Genomic DNA, 16,593 nt, shown 5'->3' with positions numbered 1-16,593 from the left:
TTATACTCATTGCTGGTCAATATCCGGTTTTGACGACACCCGCTGCGCTACGCAGAGCGTCACCATCCGAGGTGGTCCAGCGAGCGCTGATATTAATTTTTTGGGTTCCGGAAAAATTCCCTACGTAGCCATCCGGATCGGTTGCTTTAACACGGATGAAGTAATCGCCAGGCGCAGGTCGTGGCAGCGTCAGTTCCGCCTGCGTCAACTCTTTTGACAACAACAGTCGTGTGAAATCCTTGTCAGCCGCCAGTTGTATCAGGAAAGTCTGCCCAGGTTCCGCTGGCCAGCTCAATGTAATGTCTTTACCTTCTGAATCGGCAAAACTGGCGGCACCTTGTTGTGGCAGCTTCTGAAATTTCTGCGCATCACTGAACGGGCCCTGATCCGGTTTTCCATTTTTTTGTGCGATCGTTGCAATGCGCCAGTAGTAGTCACCATCCGCTAATTTGTCGTTGGTCCAATGTACGTTACGGATACCTGCCTCATCATGTACCAGTGTTTTGAAGTCGCTGTCCCTGGCGATCTGTACACGGTAGTTGTCGGCATTGGCCGCTTCTGTCCAGCTGAAGTCGACTTTGTCTGCACGGATTTTATTTTTGGGTTGTGAGGTAAATGGCGGCTCTGGTCGGGCTTTGAGTGTAAAGCTTTGTATCAGCGGTATACCTTCAAGTCCGTGCTGATCAATGGCTGCGACACGTAAGAAATAATCACCGTCTTCCAGACCATCAAACTTAAAGCGACGGTCTTTAAACTGGTTTTCCATTAGGACATCCAGTGCCTGCGCATCTTTGCTGACCTGTACTCGCCAGGCTTGCGCTGCTGGCATCGTTTGTGCCAGAAATTGCATGGTCGGACGTATCTGTAAGCGGCCACCCTCGTCCAGCTCGGGAGCTGGCAGCAGATCAACCGGCTTGCCCACACCACTGGCGTTGACGATGTTTCCTTTACCGGCACCTAGTGTCAGCTTCGCCGCTTTTTTGGCTTTGGCCTGATCGACTGCTACACCACCCTCCAGGACTTCGTTGGCGGTACCAAAGTCATTGACGCCAACCCGGAAATGGGTGCCGCGCACACCGGCAATCGCCAGCGGTGAGCGCACCTCAAAGCGACCTTTGTTGGTGTTCAATGAACTCACCCTTGACTCAACCTTGCCTTCCACGAGCGATAACTCAGTGCGTGGGCTGGATGTGTACTGGGTTTTGCGTAGCTTGCTAAGTGCAACCTGACTGTTGGATGGAATAGAAATTCTGGATTCATCCGGCAGTGCCAGTGTAACGAAGCCATTTTTCCCTGTCAGTATCTGTGTACCTTCTTTTAATACGGTGCCGACCGTGAGATTTGCTTCGTTACCATTGGGTAGTTTGTAAACAGGATTGCCTGCGAGCGCAACGACTTTAGCCTCACTGTCTACTTCGGGCAGCAAATCAAGCGGGATGCGGATTGCTGTTCCGATAGGGATGGTCTTGTCATCAATAATCTGATTTTTTTTACTTAATATCGTCCAGTTCTGAGACTGATTCGTAAAGCGCTTGGCGATTCCCAGCAGGGTGTCGCCTTGTAGTGCGTAGTACGTCATATCAGGGGGTGTTGCGACCACTGTGCCAGGCTCACCGCGTGGCTGTGCAGCCACGACGACTGAGCTGAGTGCCAGCGTCATAGTGAACAGAACGCTGGCTTGAAGCTGACGCAAGAGGGGGAGTGAAGGACTCATGCGAATTTCCTAATGTTGAAATGCAATCCGGGCCAGACTGCGCTGACCCGGACTTGTTATTCTGCTGTGACCTGTTCTAGTCGATAACCGTAACTATACACTGGTGCGAGCCTGTAACCATTTTCGGGACGTAATTCCAGCTTGCTACGTACCCGTGAAATATGGGTGTCCATCGTTCTGGATGGAATGTCGACATCACGTGACCACACGGCTTCCAGAATGTAAGCACGCGACAAAGGGCGCCCAAGATTGCGGAACAGTAATAATGCCAGATCGAATTCTTTCTGCGTCATTTCTACCGGTTCGTCATTAATCGTCACGCGACCAGCCCGTGTTTCAAATTTGTAAGCACCAAATTGCAAATGTTCCGATGCGGTTTGCGTCGGATAAGCGCGACGCAACAAGGCTTGCACGCGGGCTACCAGTTCGCTGCGACGGATAGGCTTAATCATGTAATCGTCGGCACCGGCCGCCAGACCCGCTACGATATCATCCTCACCGGACCGGCTGGTCATGAATAAGACAGGCAGGGTAGGAGATAGTTTCTCTCTGACCCAGTGCAGGATTTCTGTGCCGTTCAGGTCCGGGACTTGCCAGTCCAGTATCAGCATGTCGTAACTTTCACGACGCAGCTGATGCAGCATTTCTTTGCCACTTAAAAAAGGATGACAGGTATGGCCGGCTGCGTTCAGGATGGTGCAGACCAGTTCCAGCAAATTGTTGTCGTCGTCGAGTACAGCGATTCTCATGAGTAATTACCGTTAAAGTCCGGCTTGAATTGGCCAATACATATCATTATAACGAATGCAATTACAAAATATCAAAATTGTGGACTTCTGCAGTTCTCATCCAAATTGCAGTATTTGCCATAATTTTATTCGATGATCATTGCAATTGATGAATTGTTACGCGACAGCATACGTTGTGGTTTGGGAATTTGCAATATTTACCGTCGCAGAATCCGAACAGTATTGCAACAGGGTATGAAATAGTCGTGGGCGTGAAACAAATGTTTGCAGGCGGCTTAGTTCCGCCTGCAAAAAGTGGGACTGGATAATCAGTTACGTACTTCCAGTTCAGGTAATACCACGTTGACGTCAAGCACTTCTAAATTACCCTGTTTGTCCAGAGATACCTTGATGTCTTCAGGGCTGACTTTGGTGTATTTGGAAATCACTGCAATCAGTTCTTCACGCAATGCTGGCAAGAAATCGTAACCGTCACGTTCCGTGCGTTCACGTGCGATGATGATTTGCAGACGTTCTTTCGCCATATTGGCGGTTTTAGGTTTGCTGTTAAATAAAAAAGAAAGCAGAGCCACTTTATTTACCTCCGAAAATGCGCTGCAGTAAGCCCGGTTTTTCATAGGTGATGAAACGTAACGGTGTTTCCTGACCCAGGAAGCGGGAAACCACATCTTCATACGCATCGGATACATCACTGCCCTTCATATGAATAGCAGGGTTACCTTGATTGGAAGCATGCAGCACTGCTTCTGATTCAGGAATGACGCCGATGAGCGGAATGCGCAGGATTTCCTGCACGTCGGTATACGACAACATTTCGCCAGCTTCGACACGCTTTGGTGAATAGCGCGTGATTAATAAATGCTCTTTGACGGGCTCACCGCCTGCCTGAGCGCGTTTAGATTTGGCCTGTATGATACCCAAAATGCGGTCAGAATCACGCACTGAGGACACTTCAGGATTTGTCACGACGATTGCTTCATCTGCGAAAGTCAGGGCCATGACTGCACCACGCTCTATCCCCGCCGGTGAGTCGCAGACAATGTATTCAAAATCCATTTTGATCAGATCATTCAAGACCCGTTCCACACCTTCTTCAGTCAGCGCATCTTTGTCGCGGGTTTGCGAGGCCGGTAAAATGAACAGGTTATCGCAATGTTTATCTTTGATTAAAGCCTGATTCAGGCTGGCTTCGCCGCTGATGACGTTCACCAGATCGTAGACGACGCGACGCTCGCAACCCATGATCAGATCCAGATTACGCAGGCCTACGTCAAAGTCCAGGACGGCGGTCTTGTGGCCCCGCATTGCCAGCCCAGACGCAAAACTAGCACTCGATGTGGTTTTGCCCACACCGCCCTTGCCGGATGTTACAACGATGATTCTTGCCACAAATAGCTCCTTTTATTTATCCGATATGTCTGATAGCAGGGCATCAGCCAGTTGATTTTACTGACGAAACTTCAATACTGTCACCATTTAACCTGACTTGTACAGGGTGATTTGCTGCTAAATCCGGAAAACCATTCTCAAAAGTCCGGTAAATGCCTGCAATCGATACCAATTCCGGCTCCATCGTCAGTGCAAATATCCTCGCTTCGGTATTGCCGGTTGCACCTGCCAGTGCACGTCCACGTAAGGGGGCATAGACATGTATGCTGCCATCCGCAATCACTTCCGCGCCAGGATTGACCACTGCGGTAATGATCAGATCCGCACCCTTGGCATAGATCCTTTGTCCGCCACGCACTGGCGTATCGATCACTAATGCAGGATTATTTCTGATGATGATTTGCGGTTCAGGTACGGGAACTGGCGTTGGCTCTGGTTCTGGCACTGGCGAGGCTGCTTCAGCAACCACAGGTACCGGTAGAGTAGTTTCCACCTCGCTGCGTGGTTTATTCACGACGTCGATACTTAGTCCATGGCTGCGCAGAGCCGCATGGTCCTGCTCATTGGCATGCCTGACAGCAACAGGATTCAAGCCATTCGCCTTGAATAAAGGGATCAAGGCATCCCAATCCAGTGATTGATCCGCAATCGCCTCGACATCGATCACTGCGAACTCATCATCGAAGAAATCCGGCGAACCTGCCGTCATCTCCTCTAAAGCCGCCGTCAACACCGGGATTGAAGCCTCATGCAATGAAATTGCTACGGCGACAACAGTTGAGATTTTAATTTCTATAGGCTTGCGGGTCAGACTATTTTGCATAGGTCCAGGATCCTAAAGTTCACAGCCAGGCTTCACGCCACGATCCACCTGTCAGGTGTCCGTTCGCTGATAAAGGACTAATCCTACCAATTGATGAGCAGGATTGCAAAATTATGCTGCTAGCAAACGGATTTATCAGTTTGTCGGTGTTGGTAACATATGTGTCATTTTATTGACGTGTTTAATGTGTAAAATTCTGGACTTCAAGAAAAAGCTACTCTGAACACGTTCTGCTACATAAACATGTTTATTGCTAATAAAATGTTAAAATGCAGGCAATATGAATTATTGTGTTTTTTGCTATTTCTAGCCAAGCATTAATAATTGAATGATTAAGTTGAAAAAACAAATCAGTATGAAGATTGCATAGTGAGTTTTGTTCGACATATAATTGTTCAAAGTTGTACAAATTTTAGATTTTTTACAGGTTTTCGCGCACGCAGAACGTCACACATTACAATGTTAGCGTGTGCTTAAACATTTAAGTACTGTTGGTTCAATTTCATAATCCCGTCAAACTATGGTTAGTCGCCAATCAAAACTGCAAGAAGATACTTATTTTCGAGTGATGCGGATTTTGCAAGAAAATCCAGATCTCACGCAGCGCGAATTGGCTCAGATGTTGGGAATCAGCGTTGGTGGACTGAACTATTGTCTTAAAGCCCTGATAGAAAAGGGGCTGGTTAAGATGAGAAACTTTGCTAACTCCAAGAGTAAGTTTGGCTATGTCTATGTGCTTACTCCGAGTGGGGCTGTTGAGAAAGCTGCAATTACACAGCGTTTTTTGCAACGGAAGATGGAAGAGTACGAAATGCTTAAAGTGGAGATTGAGGAGCTTAGGCAGGAAATTGAAAGTACTCTGGATACAAACACAGGAAAAGCGTAATAGAAAATGAAAACTGTTTTAGTTACCGGCGCTGACGGATTCATCGGCTCTCACCTCACCGAACTTCTCGTTCGCGAGGGTTATAAGGTAAAGGCTCTGTCTCAATATAACTCCTTTAATTATTGGGGATGGTTAGAAGACGTTGAATGCCGGAATGAGATTGAAGTGCTAAATGGTGATGTGCGTGACCCGCATTACTGCAAGCACATCACCAAAGATGTGGATACTGTATTTCACTTAGCTGCGTTGATTGCTATTCCCTACTCCTACGTAGCACCGGATAGCTATGTGGACACTAACGTCAAAGGCACGCTCAATATTTGCCAGGCTGCTCTGGATAATGGCGTGAAGCGCGTTATTCATACATCCACCAGTGAGGTGTACGGTACGGCTCAGTATGTTCCAATCGATGAAAAACATCCACTTCAGCCACAGTCGCCCTATAGTGCCTCAAAGATCGGCGCCGATGCCATGGCGATGAGTTTCTTCAACGCTTTCGATTTGCCATTGACTATTGCCCGCCCGTTTAATACCTATGGTCCGCGCCAATCTGCACGTGCCGTTATTCCAACCATCATCAGTCAGATCGCGAGCGGAAAGAAGCAAATCAAACTCGGCGACGTGACACCGACGCGCGACTTCAATTACGTTGCTGACACTTGCCGCGGCTTCCTTGAGCTGGCCCGTTGCGATAAAGCGATTGGCGAAACGGTCAATATTGGGTCCAATTTTGAAATTTCGGTGGGTGATACCCTCAATTTGATCCGTGAACTGATGAACAGTGACGTGGAGTTCCTCGCAGACGAACAGCGTTTGCGTCCTGGTAAATCAGAGGTCTTCCGTCTTTGGGGTGATAATACGAAAATCCGTGAACTTACCGGATTTGAACCGAAGTATGATATCCGCGCTGGCCTACAGGCAACCATAGACTGGTTTACTCGCCCAGAAAATCTGGCTAAATACAAAACCGAAATTTACAACGTCTAAGCCTATGCTTGATTCCCTTATCCGTTTTGTCCGCGACCAATATCGCACCGATGAATTCATTCCACTCCATGCCCCTGTTTTTGCCGGGCAGGAGCGGAATTACGTCTCTGATACGATCGACTCAACCTTCGTCTCCAGCGTGGGTGCTTACGTGGATCGATTCGAGCGTGATATGGGGGCATACACTGGCAGCCCTCGGGCTGTTGCCACGGTCAATGGAACAGCAGCGCTGCATATCGCATTACAATTGGTTGGGGTTAAGTCTGGTGATCTGGTCATTACGCAGCCGCTGACTTTTGTGGCTACATGCAATGCCATCGCCTACTGTGGTGCGGAGCCCGTTTTTGTTGATGTGGATCGCCATACTTTGGGGTTGTCGCCTGCGGCGCTCGAAGTCTGGCTTGACGATAACGCATGGATAGACGATGAGGGTGTGTGCCGCACGCGTGACACCAATCAAGTTGTTCGCGCTTGCTTGCCAATGCATACTTTTGGCCATCCAGCCGATCTGGATGGATTGCTGGAAGTTTGCTCCCGTTGGAAGCTTGCTCTCGTCGAAGATGCGGCCGAATCGCTTGGCAGCTTCTACAAAGGCCGGCATACCGGCACCTTAGGTGTTGTCGGTACCTTAAGTTTTAATGGCAATAAGATTATCACCACTGGCGGCGGCGGCATGATTCTGGCAGGCGAGACTCTGGGAATTCGCGCGAAGCACATAACGACGACCGCTAAGCAACCTCATCCCTACGAATATGTACATGATGAGATTGGCTACAACTACCGCCTGCCCAACCTCAATGCCGCACTTGGTTGTGCCCAGCTTGAACAGCTGGAAGCCTTCATCGCCAACAAGCGTACTCTGGCCGCGCGCTATGCAGATCACTTCAGTGGTAGCGACTTCCAATTCGTGACAGAGCCAGCTGACTGTCGCTCGAATTATTGGCTTAACGCGGTCATTTGCGACAGTCGTGAGCAGCGCGATACTTTGCTCAAAGCCACCAATGAGAAGGGCGTGATGACTCGCCCGATTTGGGCTCTGATGAACCACTTGCCGATTTACGCCCACTGCCGTAAAGGTGATCTGACCCAAGCTGAATGGCTTGAGGCGCGTGTCGTCAACTTACCGAGCAGCGTGTCTACATCTGTTACTACCATATGACATTCAATAGGCCTGACCTGCTCATTCCAGAAATTTGTACTTGAGAGAAGGATCAACATGAAGATACTCACTGTTACACGTAAGCAAGATCTCCTCGAGCATCGCCTGGCGATAGAAGAGCTTTTTTTTAATAGTTTTGGTCAGAGGGCAATCGGTAGCGTCTGGGAATGGGCCTACTTAGATAACCCAAACGGTGAACCTGTTGTTTCATTATGCTACGATGTCGACCGCTTGGTGGGACATTACGCAATCGTGCCTATGCCGTTATCTTCTGGTAACGTCCGCAAGCAGTCTTACATCTCAATGACGACGATGGTGGCTGAATCCCATCGCAAGTTCGGACTATTCACTCAGCTTGCGCAAGAGAATTACCGCATTGCTGCCGAAGGTGGTGCGGATTTTGTGTTTGGATTCCCCAATAGCCAATCAACGCCCGGCTTTAGAAAACGTTTGGACTGGACGTTGCCCGAGTCCGACTATGTGGCAACAGTCGACAAAGCTACTCTGCTGGCTGCGGCCAAAGCTGGCAGCTTTGATAAGACTGAACTACTAAGCCTTGAATTGAACGATCCTCTCATCCGTGCATGGCGACTGTCTCGTCCGGGGGCGACCTACACCTTCGATCACGGCATCGCCTTCAAGCGTCACCAAGATGCTGTTGACCTTCTATGGTGGGAGAATTCGGAGGATTTCATTTCTCTCCCTGATGATGCGTCCTTTAATGTGTTGGTCTCGGCGAGCTCTGGACTTGAACCCAATCGGTTGTTCGACTATCAGTTCGGCGGTATCGGGCTTCGCTCATCTTTTGACGCTGCCGCCATCAATCGCGAAATGGCGATTTCGGACCTGTTCTGAGGATCGCTGTGAAACGTATTCTTGGCATGACATCCATCCGGTCAGATTACGATCTGATGAGTGGCGTCTATCGGCGCCTTGCGCGTGATCCTGACGTTGAATTCAAGTTGCTAGTCTCCGGAGCCCATCTTTCACCAACGTTCGGTCGATCCGTCGACTTGATTAGTCAGGATGGAATGGAGATTCTCGCTGAGGTTGAGACCCTTATAAGTGGAGATAGCAAAAGTTCGCGTCTGAAGACGGCGACGGGGCTGCTGACTGGCGCCATGGAACTGGTACGCGGTTACCAACCGGATATCCTGATCTACGCTGGTGATCGCGAGGATGTGCTCATTGGCGCTACCTTTGGTGCCTTCCTCGATATCCCTACGGTGCATTTCTTTGGTGGCGATCACGCTGCTGACGGACACGTAGATAACCCTGTGCGTCACGCGACCTCCAAGCTGTCGACAGCACATTTCGTTAGTATTGAAGAGCACGCGCGGCGTCTCGCCCACCTTGGCGAGGATCCACGGCGTGTCTTCGTAATTGGTAGCGTTGCACTTGACAAGTTCGTTGCAGAGCCGTTGCTGGACCGTGCGGCCACGCTGACGGGGGTGGGTGCCAAACCGCACGCGATGGGCGACACTCCGCTTGCTATCTTGATCTTCCACCCGGTCGACCAGGAGCGGGCACTGGCTCCTGACTACGTCCGCGGTGCCGTCAGCATCCTTGTCGAACGCGGTTACCATGTGCTGATCGGCACACCCAACGCCGATCCGGGAAATGCTGCACTCTTGGCCACGATACAAGGCCTGGCGCAAGCCCCTGAAGTTACATTCTATGGCAATACTGCACGTGCATTTTTCGTGAATCTGATGCGCCACGCGACGCTGATGGTGGGTAATTCGTCTGCTGGCCTGCTGGAAGCGGCCTCAGTCGGACTGGCTGTGATCAATCTCGGCGAACGCCAGCGTGGCCGACTGTGCGGTGGCAACGTGGTATTTAGCGAAGGTGACGCGGCATCTGTTCGCGCCGCTCTTGACCGTATCGCGTCCGAGGAGTTCCGAATCGGGATGCGTACACTTATAAACCCTTACGGGGATGGGTATAGCGAAGCCCGCGCCGTTGATCTGCTTAAGCAAGTCGACTTTGATTCCCTATTTAAGAAGACTGAGGATCCCCTGCATGTTCAATCCTAACGCCAAAGTGGTCGCCGTTGTGGCTCCGCATCCCGATGACGAGACGCTGGGTTGTGGTGGCACGCTGCTCAAGCATATTGCATGCGGTGACAGCGTGCATTGGATCATTTTTACAAGCATCTCTACTGCCCTGGGTTTCACAGAGGAGCGCGTGCGTGCGCGTCAAGACGAGATACGCCGTGTCGCCGACTCCTACCGCTTCGCTGGTACGCATTGTCTGGACTTTCCCACCATGCAGTTGGATCGGGTGCCTAAATCCGACTTGGTTGGCGCGCTGGGCGCAATAGTGAAGCAGCTAGGTGTTCACACGCTGTACGTTCCATACCGAAACGATGCCCACAGCGACCATGCTGCAGTCTTCGATGCATGCGCGGCCTGCACCAAGACTTTCCGCTATCCGTCCGTCCGCTCCGTGCGTGCATATGAGACCTTGTCGGAGACAGAGTTTGGTGTGAAGCCGGAAGACCCAGGATTCCGACCTAACTTGTTGGTGGACGTCTCGAACTTCCTAGAGCGGAAACTGGAGATCATGTCGATCTTCGCCAGTGAGATGGCTCCGTTTCCTTTCCCACGTAGCGACGTCGCACTGCGGGCTCAAGCCCAATTGCGCGGCATCCAATGTGGGGCGACCGCCGCCGAGGCCTTTATGTTGCTGAAAGAGATCGAATGAATTCAAATCATGTATATGTGATCGCCGAAGCCGGCGTTAATCACAACGGCGACCTCGAACTGGCGCGTGCGCTGGTTGATAGTGCCGCTGAATCGGGGGCTGACGCGGTGAAGTTCCAGACCTTCGACGCCAAGAAGTTAGCGACGAGTGCCGCGCCGAAGGCGGGCTACCAACAACAGACCACCGATGTTGCCGAATCGCAGCTCGAAATGCTGCGCAAGCTTGAACTACCGCGCGAATGGCATTGGGAACTGCGTGAGCGAGCCCGCTCACGGGGTATCGAGTTCCTCTCAACTGCCTTTGATGCTGGTAGCCTTACCTTCCTTGAAGAGCTTGATATGCCTTTCTACAAGGTCCCGTCTGGCGAGTTGACAAACGGTCCGCTGCTGTGGCAGTTCGCACGGCAGGGACGGCCATTGGTGGTATCCACCGGTATGGCAACGATGTCTGAAGTGGAGCAGGCTCTGGCTGTGATTGCCCATGCGTTCAACGCGCCTGCTGAGCCTGCAGAGATCAGCGACATCTGGCGCGGCTGGAGCGATCCTGCTTGGCGCGCCAGCCTCCAGGGTCGTGTCACGCTACTGCATTGTACGTCACAGTACCCAACGTCGATGAATGAGGTCAATCTCAAAGCTATGGATACGTTGCGTGTGTTCGGGCTGCCGGTCGGCTATTCGGACCATACCGAAGGAATTTTGATCCCCGTTGCCGCTGTGGCGCGTGGCGCAACCTTTATCGAAAAACACTTTACGTTAGATCGCAAAATGCCAGGGCCTGATCACAGGGCGTCGCTCGAACCGGCGGAGTTGGCACAAATGGTTAAGCAGATCCGCGAGCTGCAACTTGCATTGGGTGATGGTGCCAAGTGCCCGCAGCCTAGCGAATGGAACTCCCGTCAGGCGGCTCGGCAGCAAGTAGTTGCCGCCCGTCCTATTGCGGCAGGCAGTATGCTGGTTCGCGAAGATTTGACAACGGCGCGCTGCGGCAAGGGATTGATGCCAAATACCCTGTGGGAATTGGTAGGCCAGAACTGTCCACGTGCATATCAGCAAGGGGAGATATTTGAACGATGAAGGCTCTTCCGGTCATCATAGTTGGGGCTGGTGGGCATGCCGTGGTAGTCGCTGACGCACTTCTTGCATCAGGAAGGTCGGTTATTGGATTCGTGGATCAGGATGTCCAAATGCATGGCAGTTCCCTATGTGGACTACCTGTGTTGGGGGGGGATGAACATCTTTCGCAGGTTAGCTCTGCAGAAGTAATGCTGGTAAACGGGATTGGTAGCACCGGGGATACTTGCATTCGAATGCGCGTGCAACAACGCCTACAGGATTTGGGCTGGCAGTTTTCTGGTGTCATTCACCCATCCGCGATCATATCAAATTTTGCTGGCTTGTCACCTGACGTGCAAGTCCTTGCAAGATCTGTGATTCAGTCAAATGCATTGATCGAAGCGGGCTGCATAGTAAATACGGGTGCCATTGTAGAACATGATGTCGCCATTGGCAGTTGGTCTCATGTAGCTCCGGGTGCGGTGATATGCGGTGGCGTTCGCTTTGGTAGTTTTTCTCACATCGGCGCTGGTGCGGTCGTGATGCAAGGAATTCAAATGGGGCCACGTACTTTGGTAGGGGCAGGTGCCGTCGTCGTAAGGCATTTTGAGGGGCATGGCACTTTGGTAGGAGTGCCTGCTCGAAAGGTAGGAAACTGAATGAAACACTGGGAACAAACGTTAATCAGTCCGGACAGCACCTTGCGCGATGCACTGGATGTGATCGATAAAGCAGGTTCGCAAATCGCACTCGTGGTTAGTCCTGACCGTCAATTGTTAGGCACCTTGAGTGATGGCGATATGCGTCGCGCACTTTTGCGCGGCGTATCATTGGATGACCAGGTTCATACTGCGATGCATCGGAATCCGGCGGTTGCTAACCATGATGAAGACTTGCTATCTGTGGTGGAGCAGATCCGGCGTCTTGGCTTGCATCAGATGCCGCGAGTGGACGGCGACAACCGGGTGGTTGGCCTGACGCTGCTTGACGACGTCATGCTGGTGCAGCCACGTGACAACTGGGTGGTTATTATGGCTGGTGGGCTGGGAACGCGCTTGGCGGAGCTGACGCGTGACACGCCTAAGCCAATGCTAAAGGTTGGTTCGCGTCCCTTGCTCGAAACCATCGTAAGGGGCTATGCGGATCAGGGTTTCCGGCGCTTTTACTTTGCCGTTAACTACAAGTCCGAGCAGATTGAGGCTCACTTCGGCGATGGTAGTGCGCTCGGTATCGAGGTTCGATACCTGCGCGAGCAGCAGCGAATGGGTACTGCTGGGGCGCTCAGCCTTTTGCCGGAGCGGCCGACGCTGCCGTTTATCGTCACCAACGCTGACCTCCTGACTAAGGAGGATCATTGCGCCATGGTCGATTTGCACGCTGAGTCAGGTGCCGATGCCACGATGGGTGTGCGTCCCTACGAGATGCAGGTTCCTTTTGGCGTGGTGCAGGAGCGCGAAGGGCGCATTATTGGTATTGAAGAGAAGCCTACGCAGGTCTTCACTGTCAGCGCGGGTATGTACGTGCTGTCGCCGCAGGTACTTGAACTGGTGCCAAGCGGGCAGTTCTTTGATATGCCGTCGCTGTTTGACGTTATGATGCGGGAAGGTTTACATACGCGCTGTCACCGCGTCGATGGCTACTGGCTCGACATCGGTCAGTTGCCCGACTATGAACGTGCCAAGGTCGACTTTGAGAAAGTTTTCAAATGATCGGCACGCGTGTACTGATAGTGGGCTACGGTTCCATAGGTTCCCGTCATACCCGTTTGCTAAGTGAGCTGGGCTGCGATGTGGCTGTGGTGTCCACGCGCGAAATCGATTTTCCTAAGCGCCATGTTACGTTGCGAGAGGGGTGGCTGGCACATCGGCCTACACTGGTTGTCGTGGCTAACGCTACCGCGGCGCATCACGCTGCTTTGGCCGAGTTGGCGCAATTGGGGCACGCGGGTGATGTATTGGTAGAGAAACCCGTTTTTGACCATGTTCTGCCGTTGCCTGCTAATAACTTTAGACAGTTTAGAGTGGCTTACAACCTGCGCTTCCATCCGGTGCTAAGCCGGTTGTGCGAAGCGTTGGCAACCCAGCGTGTGATCTCAGTACAGGCGTATGTCGGTCAGTACCTCCCTAACTGGCGGCCGGACACTGATTATCGACTTTGCTACTCCGCTCATGCTGATCAGGGGGGCGGCGCGCTGCTAGATCTAAGTCACGACTTGGACTACCTGTCCTGGATGACTGGCTCATGGCGCCGGGTGGCTGCAACAGGTGGACACATGAGTCCACTTGAGATCAACAGCGATGATGTTTTTTTTCTGCTTTACGAGAGTGATCGTTGCCCGGTCATTGGTGTGCAACTGAACTACCTTGACAAGCTAGGGCGACGTCAGGTTATCGTCAATACTGCAGATCATACCTACGAGGCAGATCTGGTTCGCAGCTCGCTGAAGATCGACGGCGAGGAGGTGCATTTCCCAGTTGAACGAGACACGACTTACCGTGCCATGCACGTCGCTATGCTGTCGGGGAATCCGATGCAGGCCTGTACGGTGCAGGAAGCACTTGATACTCTTGCGTTGTGTGATGCAGCGCGAGATGCGGCCGCTGGTGGCTACTGGAGACAAAGATGAAACGAATTTGTACTATTTGTGCTCGCGCGGGCTCCAAGGGCGTGCGCGGCAAGAACTTGCGGCTCCTGAATGGCTTGCCGCTTCTGGCCCACAGTTTGCATCAGGCAGTTGCTAGCGGCTTGTTTGACGAAATCGCTGTGAGCAGCGACTCGCCGGAAATACTCAGAATTGCCAAGGAACATGGCGCTACTGTCTTGGTGAACCGGCCGGTGGAGATGGCAACCGATGTGGCCGCCAAATTACCTGTGATTCGCCACTGCGTTGCCGAAGTCGAGCGAACCTTAGGGGTGACGTTCGATACCTGCATCGATCTTGATGCCACATCACCGCTGCGTGACGTCGAAGATATACGTGCGGTTGTAGAGATCCTTGAAGGCAGTGGAACAGGCAACGTGATCACGGCGATGCCCGCACGACGCTCGCCTTACTTCAATATGGTCGAGCAAGACGAGCGCGGCGTAGTCCGCTTGGCCAAGCAAACCGCATCGCCCGTGGTGCGGCGCCAGGACGCGCCAGCTTGCTTTGATATGAACGCGTCGATCTACGGCTGGACACGCGAGGTGTTGATGACGGCACCCGGGCTCTTCAACCATGATACACGCCTGCACGTAATGCCTGAAGAGCGCTCGATTGATATCGATTCTGAAGTGGATTTCCTGCTTGTGGAACTGCTGATGTCGCGTAGTGAACATGTGAATACAGCTGAAGCAAAGGAGGGGCAGCCATGAGCGGGCTTCTTAAGGGCAAACGTATAGTCGTAACTGGCGGAGCTGGTTTGCTTGGCCGTACCTTCTGTACGGCTATTGCGGAGCATGGCGGACAGGCAGTAGTAGCCGATCGTGACCTGGACGCTGCCAAGTGTGCAGTAGACGCCATCGTGCAACAATACCCTGCAGGTGCCGTGGCCGCAACGCTTGATATCACTGACAAGGATTCGGTTGATCGCATGATTGGTGACGTCCACGTGCGTTGTGGACGCATCGATGCGATAGTCAACAACGCCTACCCACGCAACAGTCGCTACGGGCGTCGCATGGAAGAGGTGGAGTACGCTGACTTTTGCGACAACCTGGGCATGCATCTGGGGGGGTACTTCCTTGTGATGCAGCGCTTCGCCGACTATTTTAAGCGAACAGGTGGTGGAAATATGATTAATGTGTCTTCGATCTACGGCGTGGTCGCGCCGCGCTTCGACATTTACGAAGGAACGCCGATGACGATGCCCGTCGAGTACGCGGCTATCAAGTCCGGCTTGTTGCACCTGACGCGCTACTTCGCCCAGTATCTCAAGGGCAGCAATATTCGCGTTAACGCTCTTAGTCCAGGCGGTATCCTTGATCGACAGCCTGAAGCTTTCCTGGCGCGCTATCGCGACCTCTGTGCCGATAAGGGAATGCTTAACCCGAGTGATCTTGCGGGTTCGCTCGTGTTCCTGCTATCTGATCTTTCGCGCCATGTTGACGGTCAGAATTTGATCGTCGACGACGGTTTTTCACTCTGATTTTTGCATTAGTATCGATTATTATGAAACCCAAATACCAGATAGCCGTTATCGGCGCAGGGCAGCTTGGCAGTCGGCATCTGCAAGGTCTTGTACGTCTCGGCTTGCCCTGCGAGATCCATGTCGTTGATCCATCACAAGCCTCGCTTGACGTGGCACGCCAGAGAGCTGATGAAGTACTTGGGGCTGGTCTCCATTCATTACACTTCCACCAACAGATCGAAGCGCTGCCTGCGATTCTGGATCACACTGTCATTGCTACAGCTGCGGATGTGCGCCTGTCTGTGTTGCGGGCACTGCTTCAGGGACGCACCGTTCGCAACATCTTGCTTGAAAAGGTATTGTTTCAGCGCCAGTCGGATTACAGCGCTGCCGCTGAGTTGCTGCAGCAGGCCGGTAGCCGTGCCTGGGTGAACTGTCCACGTCGTGTTTTTCCTATCTACGAAACGTTGCGCACCTTCTTCCTGGATGATCCGCTGTTGCATGTGGATGTACGCGGAGGCAACTGGGGGCTGGGTTGCAACAGCGTTCACTTTGTCGACATCATTGCCTACCTTACCGGCGGTAGCGTTCACTCGATCTCGACAGCGCTGCTCGACGAAGGCCTCATCGATAGCAAGCGTGCCGGCTTCAAAGAGTTTACTGGCACGTTGCAGGGGCGTTGTGGCGATGCCAGCTTTAGCCTCACCGCGCAACGCGATTCGCAGGCTCCGTTGCTGCTGACCTTGCGCGGGAGCCGCCGCTCTTGCCTCGTCGACGAGTCCTCAGGGCGGGCTTTTTTGTGTGACCCGAGTGACGGCGGCTGGCGTACGGTGGATTTCAAGGCACCGATGTTAAGTGAGCTAGCCACCGCCGTGACACAACGCATTCTGGAAGACGGCACCAGCGCGCTCACTCCTTACACGCAGTCAGCGTCCTACCACCTGCCACTACTGCAGGCGCTGACCGGGCACGCCTTGCCCCATCTGGCTGGTGCGAACGACATTTGTCCAATTACCTGA

The 16,593-nt window shown here is 52.4% G+C and carries 18 protein-coding genes; 13 read left to right on the top strand and 5 right to left on the bottom strand.

Going from position 1 to position 16,593, the window contains the following annotated elements:
- Window positions 1–16: 16 nt before the first annotated feature.
- The 5 genes from H8K47_RS13420 to minC all read right to left on the bottom strand — a co-directional run bounded on the left by H8K47_RS13420 (window position 17) and on the right by minC (window position 4,675).
- Complete coding sequence (locus H8K47_RS13420) at window positions 17–1,714, bottom strand: FecR domain-containing protein (RefSeq protein WP_186881923.1); 1,698 nt, start codon at window positions 1,712–1,714, stop codon at window positions 17–19.
- Window positions 1,715–1,770: 56 nt separating this feature from the next.
- Complete coding sequence (locus H8K47_RS13415) at window positions 1,771–2,463, bottom strand: response regulator transcription factor (protein ID WP_186881922.1); 693 nt, start codon at window positions 2,461–2,463, stop codon at window positions 1,771–1,773.
- A 308-nt stretch (window positions 2,464–2,771) separates the two neighbouring features.
- Window positions 2,772–3,035 carry a cell division topological specificity factor MinE gene (minE, locus tag H8K47_RS13410; RefSeq protein WP_186881921.1) on the bottom strand — a complete coding sequence of 88 codons (264 nt, stop codon included), beginning with the start codon at window positions 3,033–3,035 and terminating at the stop codon, window positions 2,772–2,774.
- Window position 3,036: 1 nt separating this feature from the next.
- A complete protein-coding gene (gene minD / locus H8K47_RS13405; RefSeq protein WP_186881920.1) occupies window positions 3,037–3,852 on the bottom strand; it encodes a septum site-determining protein MinD in 816 nt (271 codons plus the stop codon).
- Window positions 3,853–3,895: 43 nt separating this feature from the next.
- Complete coding sequence (gene minC, locus H8K47_RS13400; protein ID WP_186881919.1) at window positions 3,896–4,675, bottom strand: septum site-determining protein MinC; 780 nt, start codon at window positions 4,673–4,675, stop codon at window positions 3,896–3,898.
- A gap of 520 nt (window positions 4,676–5,195) precedes the next feature.
- Here minC and H8K47_RS13395 point away from each other — a divergent pair.
- Genes H8K47_RS13395 through H8K47_RS13335 form a run of 13 tightly spaced genes read left to right on the top strand, consistent with a single transcriptional unit; the run spans window position 5,196 to window position 16,593 of the window.
- Entirely contained in the window at window positions 5,196–5,561 is a 366-nt protein-coding gene (locus H8K47_RS13395) for a MarR family EPS-associated transcriptional regulator (protein ID WP_186881918.1), read from the top strand.
- A gap of 6 nt (window positions 5,562–5,567) precedes the next feature.
- Window positions 5,568–6,548 carry an NAD-dependent 4,6-dehydratase LegB gene (locus H8K47_RS13390; protein WP_186881917.1) on the top strand — a complete coding sequence of 327 codons (981 nt, stop codon included), beginning with the start codon at window positions 5,568–5,570 and terminating at the stop codon, window positions 6,546–6,548.
- A 4-nt stretch (window positions 6,549–6,552) separates the two neighbouring features.
- Window positions 6,553–7,707, top strand: coding sequence for a LegC family aminotransferase (locus H8K47_RS13385; protein WP_186881916.1), 1,155 nt, complete (start codon window positions 6,553–6,555; stop codon window positions 7,705–7,707).
- Between the two features lie 57 nt (window positions 7,708–7,764).
- Complete coding sequence (locus H8K47_RS13380) at window positions 7,765–8,562, top strand: GNAT family N-acetyltransferase (RefSeq protein ID WP_186881915.1); 798 nt, start codon at window positions 7,765–7,767, stop codon at window positions 8,560–8,562.
- Between the two features lie 8 nt (window positions 8,563–8,570).
- Window positions 8,571–9,743 (top strand): UDP-N-acetylglucosamine 2-epimerase, encoded by a 1,173-nt coding sequence (neuC, locus tag H8K47_RS13375; RefSeq protein ID WP_222612798.1) that lies wholly within the window; start codon window positions 8,571–8,573, stop codon window positions 9,741–9,743.
- Entirely contained in the window at window positions 9,730–10,413 is a 684-nt protein-coding gene (locus H8K47_RS13370) for a PIG-L deacetylase family protein (RefSeq protein ID WP_186881914.1), read from the top strand. Before neuC ends, H8K47_RS13370 begins: the two co-directional genes overlap by 14 nt.
- The gene (gene neuB / locus H8K47_RS13365) at window positions 10,410–11,486 is read left to right on the top strand and encodes an N-acetylneuraminate synthase (protein ID WP_186881913.1); all 1,077 of its coding nucleotides are present in this window, start codon (window positions 10,410–10,412) and stop codon (window positions 11,484–11,486) included. Before H8K47_RS13370 ends, neuB begins: the two co-directional genes overlap by 4 nt.
- Window positions 11,483–12,124: an acetyltransferase gene (locus tag H8K47_RS13360; protein ID WP_186881912.1), complete on the top strand. Its 642-nt coding sequence runs from the start codon at window positions 11,483–11,485 to the stop codon at window positions 12,122–12,124. The genes neuB and H8K47_RS13360 overlap by 4 nt, the downstream gene beginning before the upstream one ends.
- Window positions 12,125–13,174 carry a nucleotidyltransferase family protein gene (locus H8K47_RS13355; RefSeq protein WP_186881911.1) on the top strand — a complete coding sequence of 350 codons (1,050 nt, stop codon included), beginning with the start codon at window positions 12,125–12,127 and terminating at the stop codon, window positions 13,172–13,174. It begins immediately after the preceding gene.
- A complete protein-coding gene (locus tag H8K47_RS13350) occupies window positions 13,171–14,091 on the top strand; it encodes a Gfo/Idh/MocA family protein (protein WP_186881910.1) in 921 nt (306 codons plus the stop codon). The genes H8K47_RS13355 and H8K47_RS13350 overlap by 4 nt, the downstream gene beginning before the upstream one ends.
- The gene (locus H8K47_RS13345) at window positions 14,088–14,819 is read left to right on the top strand and encodes an acylneuraminate cytidylyltransferase family protein (RefSeq protein WP_186881909.1); all 732 of its coding nucleotides are present in this window, start codon (window positions 14,088–14,090) and stop codon (window positions 14,817–14,819) included. The genes H8K47_RS13350 and H8K47_RS13345 overlap by 4 nt, the downstream gene beginning before the upstream one ends.
- Complete coding sequence (locus H8K47_RS13340) at window positions 14,816–15,592, top strand: oxidoreductase (protein WP_186881908.1); 777 nt, start codon at window positions 14,816–14,818, stop codon at window positions 15,590–15,592. The genes H8K47_RS13345 and H8K47_RS13340 overlap by 4 nt, the downstream gene beginning before the upstream one ends.
- A 23-nt stretch (window positions 15,593–15,615) precedes the next feature.
- The gene (locus H8K47_RS13335; protein ID WP_186881907.1) at window positions 15,616–16,593 is read left to right on the top strand and encodes a Gfo/Idh/MocA family oxidoreductase; all 978 of its coding nucleotides are present in this window, start codon (window positions 15,616–15,618) and stop codon (window positions 16,591–16,593) included.

It is taken from the genome of Cognatundibacterium rugosum (assembly GCF_014284365.1).
Taxonomy (GTDB): Bacteria; Pseudomonadota; Gammaproteobacteria; order Burkholderiales; family Burkholderiaceae_D; genus Undibacterium; species Undibacterium rugosum.
Note: the sequence above shows the minus strand (reverse complement) of the source record. Positions and strands in the feature narration are given on the sequence as shown.

Coding starts and splice junctions, on each gene's coding strand:
- H8K47_RS13420 (WP_186881923.1), bottom strand. CDS start 1,714: ATGAGTCCTTCACTCCCCCTCTTGCGTCAGCTTCAAGCCAGCGTTCTG.
- H8K47_RS13415 (WP_186881922.1), bottom strand. CDS start 2,463: ATGAGAATCGCTGTACTCGACGACGACAACAATTTGCTGGAACTGGTC.
- minC (WP_186881919.1), bottom strand. CDS start 4,675: ATGCAAAATAGTCTGACCCGCAAGCCTATAGAAATTAAAATCTCAACT.
- H8K47_RS13395 (WP_186881918.1), top strand. CDS start 5,196: ATGGTTAGTCGCCAATCAAAACTGCAAGAAGATACTTATTTTCGAGTG.
- H8K47_RS13390 (WP_186881917.1), top strand. CDS start 5,568: ATGAAAACTGTTTTAGTTACCGGCGCTGACGGATTCATCGGCTCTCAC.
- H8K47_RS13385 (WP_186881916.1), top strand. CDS start 6,553: ATGCTTGATTCCCTTATCCGTTTTGTCCGCGACCAATATCGCACCGAT.
- H8K47_RS13380 (WP_186881915.1), top strand. CDS start 7,765: ATGAAGATACTCACTGTTACACGTAAGCAAGATCTCCTCGAGCATCGC.
- H8K47_RS13370 (WP_186881914.1), top strand. CDS start 9,730: ATGTTCAATCCTAACGCCAAAGTGGTCGCCGTTGTGGCTCCGCATCCC.
- neuB (WP_186881913.1), top strand. CDS start 10,410: ATGAATTCAAATCATGTATATGTGATCGCCGAAGCCGGCGTTAATCAC.
- H8K47_RS13360 (WP_186881912.1), top strand. CDS start 11,483: ATGAAGGCTCTTCCGGTCATCATAGTTGGGGCTGGTGGGCATGCCGTG.
- H8K47_RS13355 (WP_186881911.1), top strand. CDS start 12,125: ATGAAACACTGGGAACAAACGTTAATCAGTCCGGACAGCACCTTGCGC.
- H8K47_RS13350 (WP_186881910.1), top strand. CDS start 13,171: ATGATCGGCACGCGTGTACTGATAGTGGGCTACGGTTCCATAGGTTCC.
- H8K47_RS13345 (WP_186881909.1), top strand. CDS start 14,088: ATGAAACGAATTTGTACTATTTGTGCTCGCGCGGGCTCCAAGGGCGTG.
- H8K47_RS13340 (WP_186881908.1), top strand. CDS start 14,816: ATGAGCGGGCTTCTTAAGGGCAAACGTATAGTCGTAACTGGCGGAGCT.
- H8K47_RS13335 (WP_186881907.1), top strand. CDS start 15,616: ATGAAACCCAAATACCAGATAGCCGTTATCGGCGCAGGGCAGCTTGGC.